At 37.2% G+C, this 16,454-nt stretch carries 12 protein-coding genes; 2 read left to right on the top strand and 10 right to left on the bottom strand.

The genetic code is table 11. The features are described from left to right. Positions 1-12 precede the first annotated feature (12 nt). On the top strand, positions 13-2,208 hold the full coding sequence (locus tag F1737_RS11060) for a histidine kinase dimerization/phosphoacceptor domain -containing protein (protein ID WP_317136638.1): 2,196 nt from the start codon (positions 13-15) through the stop codon (positions 2,206-2,208). A gap of 76 nt (positions 2,209-2,284) precedes the next feature. On the opposite strand, the gene cbiB is transcribed toward F1737_RS11060, so the two are convergent. The 10 genes from cbiB to F1737_RS11110 form a co-directional block, all read right to left on the bottom strand. Beyond that, positions 2,285-3,205, bottom strand: coding sequence for an adenosylcobinamide-phosphate synthase CbiB (cbiB, locus tag F1737_RS11065; protein ID WP_317136639.1), 921 nt, complete (start codon positions 3,203-3,205; stop codon positions 2,285-2,287). Then, entirely contained in the window at positions 3,187-3,705 is a 519-nt protein-coding gene (locus F1737_RS11070; protein WP_317136640.1) for a hypothetical protein, read from the bottom strand. The genes cbiB and F1737_RS11070 overlap by 19 nt, the downstream gene beginning before the upstream one ends. A 44-nt stretch (positions 3,706-3,749) precedes the next feature. Further along, positions 3,750-3,950, bottom strand: a complete 201-nt coding sequence (locus F1737_RS11075; protein WP_317136641.1) for a methytransferase partner Trm112 — start codon at positions 3,948-3,950, stop codon at positions 3,750-3,752. Positions 3,951-3,985: 35 nt separating this feature from the next. Then, positions 3,986-4,987: an adenylosuccinate synthetase gene (locus tag F1737_RS11080; protein WP_317136642.1), complete on the bottom strand. Its 1,002-nt coding sequence runs from the start codon at positions 4,985-4,987 to the stop codon at positions 3,986-3,988. A gap of 791 nt (positions 4,988-5,778) precedes the next feature. After that, complete coding sequence (locus tag F1737_RS11085) at positions 5,779-6,936, bottom strand: aminotransferase class I/II-fold pyridoxal phosphate-dependent enzyme (RefSeq protein ID WP_317136643.1); 1,158 nt, start codon at positions 6,934-6,936, stop codon at positions 5,779-5,781. A gap of 126 nt (positions 6,937-7,062) precedes the next feature. Further along, positions 7,063-7,554, bottom strand: a complete 492-nt coding sequence (locus F1737_RS11090) for an Lrp/AsnC family transcriptional regulator (RefSeq protein WP_317136644.1) — start codon at positions 7,552-7,554, stop codon at positions 7,063-7,065. 41 nt (positions 7,555-7,595) lie between these two features. Beyond that, positions 7,596-8,900 carry an ORC1-type DNA replication protein gene (locus F1737_RS11095; protein WP_317137900.1) on the bottom strand — a complete coding sequence of 435 codons (1,305 nt, stop codon included), beginning with the start codon at positions 8,898-8,900 and terminating at the stop codon, positions 7,596-7,598. Between the two features lie 2,455 nt (positions 8,901-11,355). Continuing rightward, positions 11,356-12,009: a KEOPS complex subunit Cgi121 gene (gene cgi121, locus F1737_RS11100; RefSeq protein ID WP_317136645.1), complete on the bottom strand. Its 654-nt coding sequence runs from the start codon at positions 12,007-12,009 to the stop codon at positions 11,356-11,358. A gap of 103 nt (positions 12,010-12,112) precedes the next feature. Next, entirely contained in the window at positions 12,113-14,485 is a 2,373-nt protein-coding gene (locus F1737_RS11105; RefSeq protein ID WP_317136646.1) for an ATP-dependent DNA helicase, read from the bottom strand. A gap of 277 nt (positions 14,486-14,762) precedes the next feature. Next, on the bottom strand, positions 14,763-15,305 hold the full coding sequence (locus tag F1737_RS11110) for a KH domain-containing protein (protein WP_317136647.1): 543 nt from the start codon (positions 15,303-15,305) through the stop codon (positions 14,763-14,765). Between the two features lie 240 nt (positions 15,306-15,545). Between F1737_RS11110 and F1737_RS11115 the strand changes: the two genes are divergently transcribed. Further along, on the top strand, positions 15,546-16,418 hold the full coding sequence (locus F1737_RS11115) for a PDC sensor domain-containing protein (RefSeq protein WP_317136648.1): 873 nt from the start codon (positions 15,546-15,548) through the stop codon (positions 16,416-16,418). The last annotated feature ends 36 nt before the right edge of the window (positions 16,419-16,454 follow it).

Here is a 16,454-nt window from a genome sequence, read left to right on the forward strand (position 1 = left end):
GAACTGATAGCGATGGATAAAAATCAGGATAATCATAAAAACCAATTTTCATACAAAAACTATCTTTTTATCGTAATTTTCCTGATTTCTCTAATAATAATCATATCATCTGTTTTTTACGGCTTTATCTCGGCAAGCGATCTTGTGATCGCCCAGGCAGAGGAAAGTCAGAATGAGTTAACATCCAAAATAAGCGATGACATCGGGATTATCAACAAAGGACTTGAGATATACGATACCTCCCTGAACAACAGACTTGAAAGATGCTTTATCCCATTCCTTGAGGAATACGAAAAAAGCGGAAGAGATCCTGCCAAAATGGATCTTGAATCTGTAAAATCGGCAACGGGAGAGGATGTGACATTATATATAATCAATTCAAGTTATGTGATCGAAGAGTCAACAAATCCGACAAGCATAGGACTTGACTTCAAAAAATTTGCTGCCTATTATATTGATTATCTTGAAAAGATACGGTTTTCAAATGATTTTTTCGCTGAAAGGGCACTTACTGAAATTGAAACCGGGATGGTAAAAAAATTTGGATACTTGGGGACTCCGGATAACAGATACATCCTTGAAATCAGCCTTTTTGACGAGGAATTCGACAAACTCAGGAAAGAACTGAAATATTCAGATCATATCGAAAGAGTGACGGAAAAAAATCCGTATGTCACTGATATTAAAATATATAACAGTATATTCCACGAGGTAGGGAACAAAAATTTTAAGGCAGATAGCCGGTTTGAAGCTTTTCTCAGTTCAATATTTGAAAAAGAAACATCTGTCGATATAACAGATGAAAAAACCGGAAAATTAACCAGATATCTATATATACCCCTTAAAAGTGAAGATTATGGTTCAGACAACAGTCTTGTGGTGAAGCTTGACCTGACCACCGGCCCTATGAGCGAGATGCTCTCCGACATCTTCCTTCAATATGTCGGAATAGGAATTTTTGCAGTAATGATATGTTTTGGCTCGGCTTTTCTGATATCACAGCATTTTGGAGACGAGGTAAAAGACATAGTAAAGGACATAGAGAAGATATCAAAAGGGGATCTGGATCATAAAATTAAAAATACACCAAACAGGGAGTTCAAAAATCTTGAAGAAAGCATAAACGATATGGTTGCAAATCTGAGGAAAAACATAGATGAGGTAAATGAAAGCCGTAAAATTGTCACAATGGAAAGGGACAGGGCCAGGAAATATTTCGATTTTGCATCCGTTATATTCATAGCAGTGACTAAAAAAGGAGATATAATAAAATTTAATCACAGGGCAGAGGAGGCTCTTGGCTATTCAAACTCTGAATCAGCCGGTTACAACTTTTACGATCTTATTCTGACAGAAAATAACAGGAATTTTGTGAGAGCACTTCTTTTATTTGACATTGATTCGGACAGGGATGAACCCCGTTATTTCCAGTGCAAAGTAAAGACAAAAACTGGAACAATAAGGGATATAAATTTCAGTTCAGTTATCCTGAGAGATGAAAACTCGGATATATCCGGCTTTTTGATAACAGGGGAGGACATAACAAATGAACTTAAGTCCAAAAAAGATCTCCAGTCCTCACTTCATGAGAAAAACGCTCTTTTAAAGGAAGTGCATCACAGGGTAAAAAATAATCTTCAGGTAATAAACAGCCTTTTGGAACTTCAGTCAGGCAATATATCAGATGAATATATCCTAAGCCTCTTTAGAGAGTCCGAATCAAGGGTCAACTCAATGGCCCTTGTACATGAAATAATGTATGACTCAGGAAACTTCTCAAGGATAAATATCGCGGATTATACACGTTCACTTGTACTTGAGACACTGTCAGGCAAGAAAGGTTTTCTCAGGATCAATGTGGATTTCATTCTTGACGATATTTTCTTTGATCTTGATCATGCAGTCCCATATGGTCTTTTGATCAACGAAATGACCTCAAACGCAGTAAAACATGCATTTAAAGGTAAATCCGAAGGCAATATTACTGTAAAACTCCGGAAAAAAGATAACGGGAATATAATACTTGAATTCAGAGATAACGGAACAGGAATACCTGATGAAGAGACATTATATGCGTCAAAGGGTATTGGCTTAAGCCTGATAAAAGGACTTACAAGGCAGCTGAAAGGTGAAATTTCAATCGAAAGAGAATCCGGAACTAAATACACAATCGAGATGGAAAAGCCTGAAGAGCAGATTCGGTTCTAAAAACCTAATTGCACCAAATTAATATTTCAGCCTTTTTTGATCACAGAGTATAAATCAATTATTATTGTAAATTATTTTAAAAAAGAACTGATATCATAATCCCGCCAAAAATAAACATTAAGAGTGTAAAGATTACTGATGAAATAATTGCAGCAGCTCTTACCGCCTGAAATATCTCTTTGCCACCATCTGATAACAGTTTTTCAGGGTTTCCTATTACATAGCAGCCCGGCTTTGAATATTCAATACCTACCCCGCCTGCGATAACCGACATAGGAATTCCGCCGTTAAATCCGGGTCTCTTTTTCCTGTCACGTAGCAATGTCTTCCATGCCTGTCTGAATCTTCCTTTGAGTGCAAAATAAAATAAAAGCACAGCCCCTGTAAATCTTGCAGGAATGTAATTCAAAAAGTCATCCATCCTTGCCGGAAACCAGCCGAGATAAATCCTGTGGTCTTTGTATCCGAGCATTGCATCCATGGTATTCACTGCCCGGAAGAATGCGGCACCAGGAAGGCCAAAGATTGTAAAGTAAAATAGCGGCGATATTATTGAGTCAACAAGGTTTTCAGCCATTGACTCATATGCGGCTGAAAGCACCTCTTCGTCACTGAGTCTGTTGGCATCCCTTGATACGAGCATCTGTACTTCATTCCTTCCGCCGCCGTTTGAAACCGCTTTCTCAACAGAACTTACATGCTCTTCCAGGCAGCGCCAGGCAAAGCAGATTTTCAAAAGAAAAGGTGCTGCAATGATCAGAAAAATCACCGGCAGATAATTCCAGATCAGATAAAACGGAAGGGCAAAAAGAGATGCCGTCAGAATGGAAAAAAATACCCCGACAAATCTCTGTGACCATACAGGATAAAGGCCGGGCCTGCCCCAGAGTCCTATAAAGCTGCCAAGAAGGGATACCGGGTGGAGCCTGCTTTGCGGATCTCCAAAAGCCCTGTCAATTGCGAGGGAGAACCAGAGAATCAGGGCCGGTAACGCCATGCTATGAGAACTGTTATTGTCAGAATAATTACCGATGCAAATCCTGTAACCTTGTCAAGGTACAGATAACTCACAATATATGCAATCCATCCAAGCACTATAAGAATGATAAGGGCTGCCGGGTAAACAAAGACTTTTTTGTCGATTGATACGGGGATGTCCTCAACAATCTCAGGAATTTCGATCTCCCTTTCTTTTACTATGACATCAAAACTCTTTTTTACCGCACCATACCCTGTTATAACCTCTACCTGAAATTTTCCGGGCGGGGAGTTGGATAGCACCGGTATTTTAAGGGAGACACTTTCTTCCATGAATATGTTTTCATGAAGAAAATGGGTGAAAACACGACCGTTGATAACCGATACCGTAAGATGAAGGGGGGATCCGTTATTGAATATTTTAAGTATTATATCTTCTCCTACAATGGTTTCAACCGATTTTGGAGCTTCTATTGAGTTAATTCCCCTTTTATTTACATTAATTACACATTCAACCATATTTTCCCCTTTCTTTCCCCTGAATCTACGATAAGACGGAATATTTATTCTTCAGAATTTTCCCTTGGCAAAAGATCCGGGATACCGTCAGATATGGGATAGTCAACCCTGCATCTGCCGCACCGAAGTGTGCCTTCAATAACATCCTCTTCGCCACTTTCAAGTGTCTCTTTCTTAATCACCACAAGGTCAAGATCCCCTTTGCATACGGGACAGCATAGTATATCATAGGTTGACATCTTCATTTTGAAAATTCCTATTTCATTATATAATAATTATATTATCTTATATCAATTATCTGCGTCATCTCAGGACCTGTTGAGATGAGTTTAATCGGTACGCCGATATCTTCTTCAGCTTTTTTGAGGAATTCGAGTGCTTTTTCAGTAAGCTGGCTGTACTCTGTTGCACCGTAGCATGCCGGATCAACATGGTCAATGCCGGTAATTGCCCCGATAGTACATCCGTTTATCATTGCGGAGTAGCGCGCCATTTTGCCGTCCCAGACTCCGATTCTTCTCTCACGGTGGGTTACAGTTCCAAATTCCGCAATTCCAAGTTCATGGGATTCTTCTTTTGACATTTCAGTTCCAAAAGGACCTTCACCAACACGTGTCGGGTATGCCTTGAAGACTACTATGACATCATCTATCCTTGTTGGTCCGACACCATTGTCAGCTGCAATCTGTGATGCCGAGGTATCCTTGCTTGTAACAAACGGATAGGTTCCAAAGTAGAGTGAAATTCCAAAACCCTGTGTTCCTTCAAGAATTACGTTCTCGCCACGGTCAATTGCATGATTGATCTCTTCTGCGGCATCGATAAGATATTTTGAGAGTTCGGGAATGTCCTTTGCCTGCTTTGCCGTTCTGTTGACACGGGCAACATTTGCAGGGCCGCATCCGGTACCGGTTGAGCCAATCGTCTTTGAGAGATGCTCATTGCCTTTATCCTGGATGATATGCTCTTCTTCAATTATGCTGCATCTTTTGTCAACAAAAATGCGCTCGTCAACGCCGACTCTCTCTATTTCTGATTTGAGAACATTCGGGTCAACTAAAACGCCACTGCCGATGAAAAGCTTTGCACCCGGATATACAAAACCGGAGGGTATCATTCTTACGCCGTATTCTTTTTCCCCAACCTTTACAGTGTGTCCGGCGTTCGGACCCACACCGCCGCGTGATATGATTGATGGTTTATCCTTGTGTGCTACGTGAGCGACGATTTTTCCTTTGCCCTCATCGCCAAAAAAGCCACCGACTATAATTGTACAACTCATTTATGTTTCATTTAAGATGGAGTCATTATACGCAATAAAAGTTTCAGATGTTTCCTGAAAAATTTATTTTTTTAATGAAGAATATTGAAAAATTTTTATGCCGGAATGTTGTCTCAACGATTATCCTTATTGAAAATTTGCAATGATTTTCCAGTGGAAACAAAGGGGTTTATTTAATTTTTTTAACCAAACCCGTCCCTTTAGAAGTCAGATATAATATCCACAAAAAAAATTTTTAGTTCCCCCCATATTACAATTTAATTTGTCCGGATATTTGCAATGAAAATCGGTGTGATTTTTCTAATCAGACCGTATCTGAAACATTATTTACACGCACTTTTTTTAAACCATGAGTTAATAAAATTATCCGAGCTTATTTTTATTCCGGATTTGGTATACAGACCTAAATCTCCTGAGATCCAGCCACACGATATATTTCAAAAAATTTATATAATATCCTGATCTGAGATACTGCAATATACAATAAGAGGAAAAATATTCTTTTTCGCCATATATTTGGAGGCTTCACAAACAATATTTTTAAAAATTAAAGGATATTGTAAGTATTTCCAGTGGAAATAAGGGGGTCATTGCAATTTTAATTATTTTTAATACCGGAAAACAAAATTTAAGAATTTTAATTTTTTATTTTATCTGATTTATTAATATTACAGAAACGGTATACCAAAATTAAAAAATCAGGTTTTAAAAAATTGAGTGAAAATAATTTTTCAGTCATTTTTTACAGGCACTTGTCTGGTGAAAATGTCAGTATTATATTCATGAAAAATTTAAAGGGTTGAGATGAATTCTTCGATTTTTCCGACAGCAATCATCAGATCTTCTCTTGAGACAGCATAACTGCATCTTAAATGGTTCTTTCCTGAAGGGCCAAAAACGCTGCCCGGAACAACTGCCACATGATACTCTTTTAAGAGGCGTTCTGCAAACTCCTCATCCGATATTCCAAAGCTTTTAACTGAAGGGAAGGCATAAAACGCTCCTTTTGGCATATGGGTTTCAAGTCCGGCACGGTTTAAACCTTTAACGAAAAGATTCCTTCTGATTTTATATTCCTGAACCATCTCCCTGCACGAATCAGCGCCGTTTCTCAGAGCCTCGATTCCGGCGTACTGTGCAGTTGTCGGAGCGGAGAGCATTACATACTGATGAATTTTAAGAATGGATTTGCACATCTCTTCGGGTGCGCAGAGATAACCGATTCTCCATCCTGTCATTGAATAGGCTTTTGAAAATCCGTTAATTGTTATTGTTCTCTCCCAGAGATCGTCAACAGACGCGGCAGATGTTTTCTCTCCTTCATATGTAAGTTCGGTGTATATTTCATCACTGACCAAAAGGAGATCATGGTCGACGACAATATCGGATATGGCTTTGTAATCGTCCCTGTTCATTACTCCGCCTGACGGGTTGTTTGGGAAATTGCATAAAAGGACTTTTGACTTTGGAGTGATCTTCTCCATCAGTGAATCAGGAGTGAGCCTGAACTGATCTTTTTCAAGACACGGAACACTTACAGGTATCCCGCCTGCAAGCATGACACCGGCACCGTATGCAATATATGAGGGATCTGCAACAAGTACTTCGTCTCCCGGATCAACGACAGATCTTATTGCAATATCAAGCGCCTCTGATGCTCCTGTAGTTACAATTATCTCTTTTTTTGCATCATAAGAGACATCAAAGCTCCGTTTGAGGTAATTTTTAATCTCATTTCTAAGGTCGTTTAGTCCGCTGTTTGAGGTATAGGCGGTCTGACCCTGTTCAATTGATCTTATAGCTGCTTCTCTTACATTCCACGGCGTATTATAGTCTGGTTCACCAACACCCAGTGAAATTATATCCTCCATCTCCTGGGCGATATCAAAAAATTTGCGTATGCCTGACGGGGGTATTTTGCATACACGTTTTGATCGAAAATCCCTCATTTAATTTCTCCTTTCCGGATTAAATCTTAATATTTTTATGTTTATCTGCTTTTTTATGGATTTTTTGAAGAAATGCCCGGCACAGCATCTTATAATGTTTGCCGGAAATATCGACATTCAAAACCTCTAAAAACTATAAGGAAGCCTCTCTCCGGTTTTTCTTTCGAAAAATTCAAGACCGTTTTCCTTGTAAGTCTTCATTATGAGAATGGTCCCGGTTTCCCTGATTTGTTCCATCGGGGCAATCTGCTCAGCGACAAAACGGGTAATTTCATGGATGTTTTTACCGTTGACCATGATTTCAAGGTCATATGCACCGCTGATCAGTCTTACGGACCTGACCTGTTTGTGGCGGGAAATTCTTTCAGCTATCTTGTCATAGCCGTAATCCCTCTCAGGCGAGACCTTGAGCTCGATTATTGCGGCCACAACACCTTCGCCTGCTTTTTCCCAGTCAATACAGGCTATGTATTTTTTTATGATGCCTTCATTTTCAAGCACGGATATTCGTTCTCTGACTTCCTCTTCTTTCAGATCAACCATGTCTCCAAGCGTGGCGGGCGGTACACGGCAGTCTTCTTCGAGTAAACTCAGAATCAGTCTGTCCTTTTCATCCATTTTTCATCACTGTGTTTTGGTTTTATTATTTTATGAGTCTTTTACCTGAACAATGTTCTAAATCTTGTGATGTCAATCTGCTTCAGGCGGTTTTCATCAAAGCGCTCATCTTTTGCAAGTGTTCTTTTAATGCCGGCAACTCCTGTTCCAAACCACATCTCCTTTGTCCTTCCATATCTTCCTCTGGAAACAACACGGGAATTTATAACACCAAGCATGGTGAGTTCTGATATCAGATCTGTAATTCTTCTGTGGGTCAGGATGTCAAGTTCAAGCGCCTGGGCAACATCGCGGTAAACCTGTGCGACTTCTCCGGTTGTAAAGACCTGCTTGTTTAGTTCGGATAAAATAAGCATTGAATACAATACGGCCTTGCTTTGTGTCGGAAGTGAGGAAACACAGACTATGAGACTGTCGGTTTCAATCTTTTGCTGGGCCATTTTCACATGCTTTTCAGAGACTCTTGCTCCGTCTTCACGTTCTGCGAGTTCCCCGGAAATCCTGAGAAGATCAAGAGCTCTTCTTGCATCACCGTGTTCCTGTGCTGCAAGAGCAGCGCATAAAGGTATGACTCCTTCATCGAGAATATTGTCAGCGAAGGCAACATCGGCACGCTGCTGGAGAATGTCACGAAGCTGCGGTGCATTATATGGTGGAAAAACAAGTTCTTCTTCAGATAATGATGAGAGAACCCTTGGATCAAGGAAATTTGTAAAGCGGAGATCGTTTGATATTCCTATCATGCTGATTTTTGCATTCTTAAGTTCTGAATTGAATCTTGTCAGATTATAGAGGGTTTCATCACCGCTTTTCTTGACAAGTTTGTCAATCTCGTCAAGTACAATTACATTTACACCGCCTATTGTCTCGACCATGCTTTTTAATTCGGAATAAACCTGGTCCGTAGGCCATCCGGTCATCGGAATGCTTGATCTCGGTTTGTCACTTGATTTGCTTTCCAAATCCTCAAGTTCATTTGCAATTTGTGCAAGAACACGATACTGCGTGTCAATTAATTCACAGTTTAAGTGAATTACATTGCATGCCTTCCCCATTTCACGGCACGCGTTTTCAAGCTCTGCCCCCACATATTTCACAGACGCGGTTTTTCCTGTTCCTGTTTTTCCATATATAAGGATGTTTGAAGGTGTTTCATTTCTGATCGCAGGTGCGAGTATTGCTGCAATGGAATCTATCTGCGGTCGTCTGTGCGGAAGTATGTGCGGTCTGTAAGAATGCCTTAAAACTTCCCTGTTTTTAAAAATACCCCTGTTATTAAGATATTTTGTGAATAAACCTGCTGAGGAACCGCCTCCCCCGGCAGATAAACCGGTATTTTCGTCAATTTTTTCTTCCGACAATTTTGAGCCTCCGAAATTATTTCAGAAAGTTTCCTAAACAAAATCATTTTTTTTGTAAGGATTCTCTGAAAATTAAGCAAAAAATTTGAATTTTTAGCTTTGAACATAAAAAATCCGGAGTGTCAATACCCCACTTTCAACTCCAGACTTTTTCGTAACTATAGTCTAATGATTTAATTCCTTATTAACCCCTATGTTTCCACTGGAAAAATCAAAAAAATATTTTGACCAAGCATAAAGAGAAAATCATTTTTAAACATCTATTTTTGATTTGAATAATTCTGCTTCATTTTTCAAAAAATAAAAGATTAAATCTCCAAAATTTTCAGAGCCGGATTTTAAAAAATTTCTGCAAAAAATTTTTCACTAAATTTTCCTGATTATTTATCTGTTTTTTACCTGATTTTTTCATCTGATAATTTATTTCTTCTTCATCCGGATTTTCATCTGATTATTTATCTGTTTTTTACCTGATTTTTTCATCTGATAATTTATTTCTTCTTCATCCGGATTTTCATCTGATTATTTATTTGGTTTTCTCAGAGAAAGGTGAAAAACAAAATTTAATTTCAGCGGGCATCAGATTTGTTTTTCTGCTGAAATTTTAACATTATAGTAAAGAATGAAAAAACCTTGAGACCTTGAAAAAATTTTCATGATTTTGAAGATCCAAAAAAAATTTTTGAAATTTATTATTGATCTTATCAAAATCTTAAACCTCAAAATTAATTTTAACCAAAGTCTGCCACTTCAGTCAAATTCAATTATAATATGAAGGAATTGAATTTGACAGTTCCAGGAATTATTTTGGAAATTGTCTTTGGAATTGTTTTGAAAATTGGTTTGGGATTGGATCTGGGAATTTTTAAAAAATATCACAAAAAATCTCTTTTTTTTGAGATTATATTTTTGATAACCTGAGATTTAAACAATAAAACTTATATTTTGCCTACAAATATAGCCCGGCTGTCAAAGTCAATAATGACCACTTTGGATATTTTTTAAACATAAAATATTTCTAAAGAAAAATTGACAAACATCAAATTAAAAAAAAATTTTTGAAAAATTAAAAAAATGACATTCAAAATTAATTTTCAAAATGAGGTGCCGCATTCTAAAAATTCCTTAATTTTTTGTTTTTTGGCAGTTTTCATCTGACAATTTCAATCAGATTTTGTAAAATTTGAATTTTTTTTAAAATTTTTTTAACAAATTTGGATTTTTGCGCAAAAAACATGAGGAAAATATGGTGAAAATTTGCTGAAATTTCTAAATTTTTTTATGATCTTCTTCTATTGAGGATGATTTTTATCTTCTACAGGAAGTGAGATTTCGATAATATGCCTTAATTCTTAGATCATGATTCTTGTTTTACACAAAAAATGAACAAGGAAATTTTTTGAAATAGAATGAGTAATTGGGAATTAATTTATCATTAAGCTTGATTATGAGATTAAATTCCTGAAAATTTTTATTGAATTTTCCTGAATTTTTTTAATATTTGTTGAAGAAAACTCCCCCACCCCTTTATTTCCATTGGAAATTTTTTTTATCAGGCACGATTTTTTGAAAACTGGAGAATACCTTGGATAATGTAAGTTATTCAAAAGAGAATAGTCATTTGTAAATTTGTTTTTCTTATTATTTAAAGTACCTTAAATTTAACAAAAAAGTAAGAAATTAAAAAAATGAAAATGAAAAATGAAAAAAAAGTTAATGAAATGATGAGAAGCAAAAAAATTGAAATTGAAATTACAATGAAATTTGAAAAATGAATTGTAAATTTTGAAGATTAAGTTAAAAATTTAAGAAATTAATTGAAAATTTTTGGAAATCAGTTAAAAAATTGAAGACTTAATTAAAATTTTCAAGAAAATCAGAAAAAAATTACAAAAAATTACAAAAATCCATGTATTTTCATAAGAAAAGAAACTCAAAAGCAGTAAAAATTTTTTTTGTTTTTTCCGCATTTTACGTTTTTTCAAAATTCAAACTAAAATTTTGTATTTTTGCGTATTTTCTAACAATTTTTTTGAGCTGAGGTTTTTAAAATTCTTCCACTGGAAATTAAGGGGTTGGGGTCATTATATTTTTTTTACCTATTTTAGACCCAATTCAATCTTTTTTTGATCAATTATTTTTTTTTATCAGGTTTATGACGTTTTTTCCTTTCATCTGTAACCCTAAAATTTTGTCCGGATATTTCAATTTTTTAAAATTTTTTTATTACCTGTCACAATTTTTTTTGATTTTTACAATTTTTAATGTAACTGTCATAAAAAAATTTTTATTTTTTGCACTTTTCAATTTTGACCTTGGGTTTAGAATTCCCCTCACAAAAATTTTAATTTATCACTTTTTAATTTAGATCCGGTTTTAGTATCCCTCTCAAAATTTTTTTGTTCTGTTTTTTTGTTTTTTGTATTCGGAGTATTATTTCTTATTTGTTAACATCCAGGAGAGCCACTCTTTCAATTACAATCTCAGAAAATCTCTCCTCTCCGGTACATTTTATTTCAGCATTAGTGATTTCAAAAATTTTCTTTAGTCTTTCTTTTTTTTCTGTTGACATTTCCAAAGGCAAGGAATCGGAAAAAGTGATTATTTCACAGAGGGAATCTTTTGTTTTATCAAAAATTTCATCATACTCTAAAAATTCTGGAATTTCTTCTTCCAAGATCCCTGATTTTTTTTCGTACCTGCAAATGCAGGTGTAAATTTCATTTTCACCTTTCATAAGACCAAAAATTCCTGCCTCGCTGCACTGTCTTGTTCCTCCGGTATAGAGCAAAACCTCCATCTCAAATGATTTAGAGATTGGTTTATCCTCAAAAAATGATCTTGAAGCATGTTTTATTGCGGCCTTTACGTGATCCGTTCCTGCAATATTTTCCTCATTCAAACAGATTATGTAAACGCCGGAATCATCTGAAATTTTTTTTAGCTTCTTTAAAAATTCAGGAATATCTGATACGAAAGCCTTTCCGGATAATATGTTGCACATCAAAACTCCGTCCTTTAAATCGGTTTTGAAAAACTGCGCTGAATTTTTTTTCTCCCCATGATCTTTTGTATCCGGTATTTTTTTATCCATTTTCTTATCTCCCTTAATCTCCTGCAATATAAAAATTCAAATTTCAAAAATTATACAGCAGCTTTTTCTTCTGCTTCATATTAATTTTTTAGAGTCTTTTTACTTAAAATTCAAAAAGGGAAGACTGCCCACCCTTCTTTTTTTCGGCCTCTGAATCCTTTAATTCAGTAGCCTTAATTTTTTTTCGCCCTTTTGGGATATTCTCTTCTTTTGACTTTACTTTAGATCTGATATTTTTATCCTCACTAAATCCGGATCCGTTTTCTTTTTTGGAATAGTCAGATCCAGGATAATCATGCTCCTCTCTTTTAACCTGTTCCAAAACATCCTCTGCAATTTTTTTGCCCAAAATTGCCGACAATTTTGAAAAATCGGCATTTTTTATTTTCTCAGGAGAGCTAAAGCCGTTGTTGAACAATCTTCTGGCACGTACACGTCCGATATTTCTCAGTTTCACAAGCGGCAGAAGTTCACGTTTTATACCGTGCTTCATACGAAGTTCAACTTCCCTGACTCTTACCCTAAGATCAGGTGCCATCATATAGGAAATTCTCGAAGCTGAATATAAAAGCCACTTCATGCTTTCAACAACATTGTAGATATCACCCGGACCGACATTGAACCTGGTGCATATTGTCTCATCACCAATTTCATTAATCCAGTTGTCAAGCAGCATTGCGGTTTTTAAAACCGCGAAATCCTCCTCCATTGTGTCATATGAGAGGCCGACCCAGAGTTCATCCTCATGCTCGTAGAAAAATTTTTCAAGAACGGGCAGATCGTCTTTTTTGACGTACATCGTGTACATGTCAGGAGTTGTGCACAAAAGCTGCAAAAGACCGATATCCGAGAAAACAGTCTCCTTATTTTCTTTTTCCTCCTCTTTAAAACCTGTTTTGGACGAATCCAGTAAAATTTTTTCGCCCTCGTTTATGGCGTTCTGCTTCTCTTTTAGTTTTTCCGTAATTATCTCGGCAGTGACCGGATTTATGTAAAGACGTGAAACAAGATTTCCGTATTCCGTTGCTGAAAGCTGATCACCAAGGCGTGTTATCATCTCGGCAGACTCAAGAAATTCAACTGCATTATCAACAATTTTAGAGAGATATTTGCTTTTTTTATTCAGGTAGACGTAAAACGTCCTCTCAAGGAAACTGACGAGATCGGCTGATTCCTTTACAAAACCGGTTGAAATAAGAGAGAGTATATGGGCTGTAATAATTGATTCATCATCAAGACGGGATTTTACGTCCTCTGCCGGTGCATCGATGAACTCTTCGTAAAGACCGTTTGCAGATTCCCTGCCCTTTGCAATCAGTACTGCCTCTCCGTAAGGATCAAGATGAGGCCTTCCGGCACGGCCTGCCATCTGGCGGTACTCCCTGACAGGGATCGGAACCATGCCAAAACCGCCTTTAAATCTCATATAATCCCTTATTATGACCCGTCTTGCCGGAAGATTCAGACCTGCAGCGAGAGTCGGGGTAGACGAGATCACCTTAATGTGACCGTCCCTGAAACCCTGTTCGACAATCTGTCTCTGATCTTTTTTCATCCCTGCATGATGAAAAGAAGCTCCTTTTCCGGTACAGATCGCAAGAATTCTTCCCATTTCTGTTTCAGCCGCATCCTCGAGTTTTTTCTGAATTATTTCAAGTTCAGGATCAGAAAAGTCCGATTTTTCCAGCACCTTTGCCATTCTTTTTGCAAACCCCTCCGCATTTCTTCTGGAATTTACAAAAACCAGGCACTGGCCTCCCTCTTCTATACAATCAAGACAGAGGTTGGCATCATCGTGTTTTGTAGGGGTTTTGATCTTTTTTTCCTCAGTATCGGAGTATATTGTATCTGAAAAAAAGACACCTTCCTTTAAATCCACCGGGCGCCATTTGGATGTTACAAGATCAGCCGAAAGCCACTCTGCAAATTTCTTTGGATTTCCAATTGTTGCAGTCAGGGCTATCACCTGCATATTATCATTGAGGTAACGCAGTTTTGTAATTACCATCTCAAGAGTGGCACCGCGATCTTCAGAATCGATCAGGTGTGCCTCGTCAAGAACAAGACAGGTTATCATGTTCATCCAGACTGCCCTGTTTCTGAGAAGCGAATCGGCTTTTTCACTTGTTGTTATGATTATATCGTTTTTGCCGAGGAAATCGTCCTTTTTATCGAGATCACCGGTTGCAATTCCTACTCTTACACCCTTGTCTGAAAACTCAGAAAATTTTTCTGCAGCGAGGGCTTTTAACGGAACAACATAGAGGCATTTGCCGCCGTTTTCTATGTGCTTGTGCATTGCCATCTCCGCAACAAGTGTCTTTCCGCTTGCAGTCGGGATGGATATCAGGAGATTTTTGTTCTCCAAAAGTCCCATCCTGACGCACTCCTCCTGTGGCGGATAGAGATCCTCGATTCCTTTTTTTTTGTATGATTCAACAAGTGATTCTGGCAGATGCAGATTTGAAATCTTCATGATTCGGATGACCCCTTCATTTCCACTGGAAACTGATTTATATTTATTAAATTGTAAAAATATGTAATATAAAGCGATCTAATTTTTAATAAAAACCCGGGTTTGATTCTGATTAAGATCATATATTTAACAAAACTCTGAAAAGGAATTATTTTGCAAAATACTGGTTCACTAAAAAAAATTCCATCAAAAAAAAGTCTGATATGTATATTTTTGATATATGAAATATTAAAAGACATAATTTCAGTTTTTGTTAAAACCCTGAAAAATAAGGTTATTAGTAATAATATTCAAGCATATTAGTTTTTGCTTCTTTCTTCTTTTTATCGAGATATGAAAAGACACTTTCGTGAGGCAGACCTTCTATGATCATTTCAATAGCCTTTGCGGCATTTTTTACCTGATCTATCTCACCTATGATGGCTACCGTTTTTCCGTAGACTGAAATTTCCGCACCTGTCATATTTTCGATCTGTTCACGGGATTTGCCTTCCTTTCCGATTATTCTTCCCCTGATTCTCTCCATCTGCTTTGTGCTGTTGCAGTATGCTGAGAGATCGATTATGTCAAGCATTATGTCTTCGTCTTCTAAAAGGGTATATGCCCTTTCAGGTGAAAATCCCCTGTTTAAAGCCTTAATTATCTCTCCGGTTTTCATAACATTTATTGCGTCCTCACCCTCAATTGTAATGAGTCCCTCCTCACTTTCGATCGTGAGCTTTGTTTCCGTTTTCTTTTCGATTTGTCTCTTGGTTTTACCGCCTTTTCCGATAATGACGGCTATTCTGTTTTGATTAACTTTAATTTCCTGAATTGCCATATTGGTATCTACCTGTGTATTGTGATTAATATTAATCTTTTGAGTGTAAAATATTTGGTGAGGTCTCAATGTTTTTTGGAATTTATCATCCCTTCTCTGCCTTTATAATTGCGTAAATTTTTGTGAAGCGGATAATTTTTTCGAAACTCTGAGATATTTTATTATAATGATATCAGGCATTTTTGAGTGGACTGTCTCAAATAAATACTTTTTAATTATATAAGCAAAAATTCTATCAGAATGAGAAAAGGACTGAATATTCTGTTTATTGCTGTTGTGGCAGCACTTTTTGTCTTTTCTGCAGGCTGTACTTCAGGTACTAAAAATCCGGCAGGGGCACAAATCAAGTTTGTTGATTCTCTGGATACACCCATGCAGGCGTCCCTGTCCGCACTGCAGGGAGACGTTTTTGCTGAAATTGAATCCCTTTTTATGAATGCACGGGACTGCGGGGCATATGCAGGAGAGAATTATAGCAATACCGGAACTGATACTGACAAAAATACCTATTTAAAGTCAGAAATGTCTGCAAAAGTTGCCGGAAATAAAAACATCCTGACTGTTGCATACATAGGAAATGACGGCATTTTAAAAGAGATCGTTCCTGAATCAGAAGATATCCTGTCAGGTGACTCACTGACATACCAGGATTCGGTTGTTCTTATGAACAAAGAAAAAGTTCCGATGCTTACAGATCTCTTTGAATTAAAGCAGGGCGGATATGCGGCAGCCGTTTATTATCCGGTGTTCTCGAAAGACAGCTATCAGGGATTTATCAGTATCACTTTCAGTCCGGAGACTCTTTTGAGTGAATATGCCCTTTCCTTAAAGGAAGATACCGGCTTTGAGGTGATGGCTCTCCAGACCGACGGCGTAATATTATATGATCCTGATGAAAAAGAGACAGGAACTCCAACTTTTGATAATCCGGCCTATAATGACTTCCCGGATATTGTCAGGGCCGCTGAAAAAATTGTAAAGGAATGGTCGGGAAGCGCTGAATACAGTTATTATTCGACAGGAACTGATGAAACTGTGAAAAAGAGACTATACTGGACCACGGTTTCTGCCGGGAACAACGAGTGGAGAATAATGGCTGTCATGGATATGTGAAAGCCTTAAGATTATTGGCCCTTTGATTGTGTGTAA

This window comes from Methanoplanus sp. FWC-SCC4 (assembly GCF_032878975.1).
Classification (GTDB): Archaea; Halobacteriota; Methanomicrobia; order Methanomicrobiales; family Methanomicrobiaceae; genus Methanochimaera; species Methanochimaera problematica.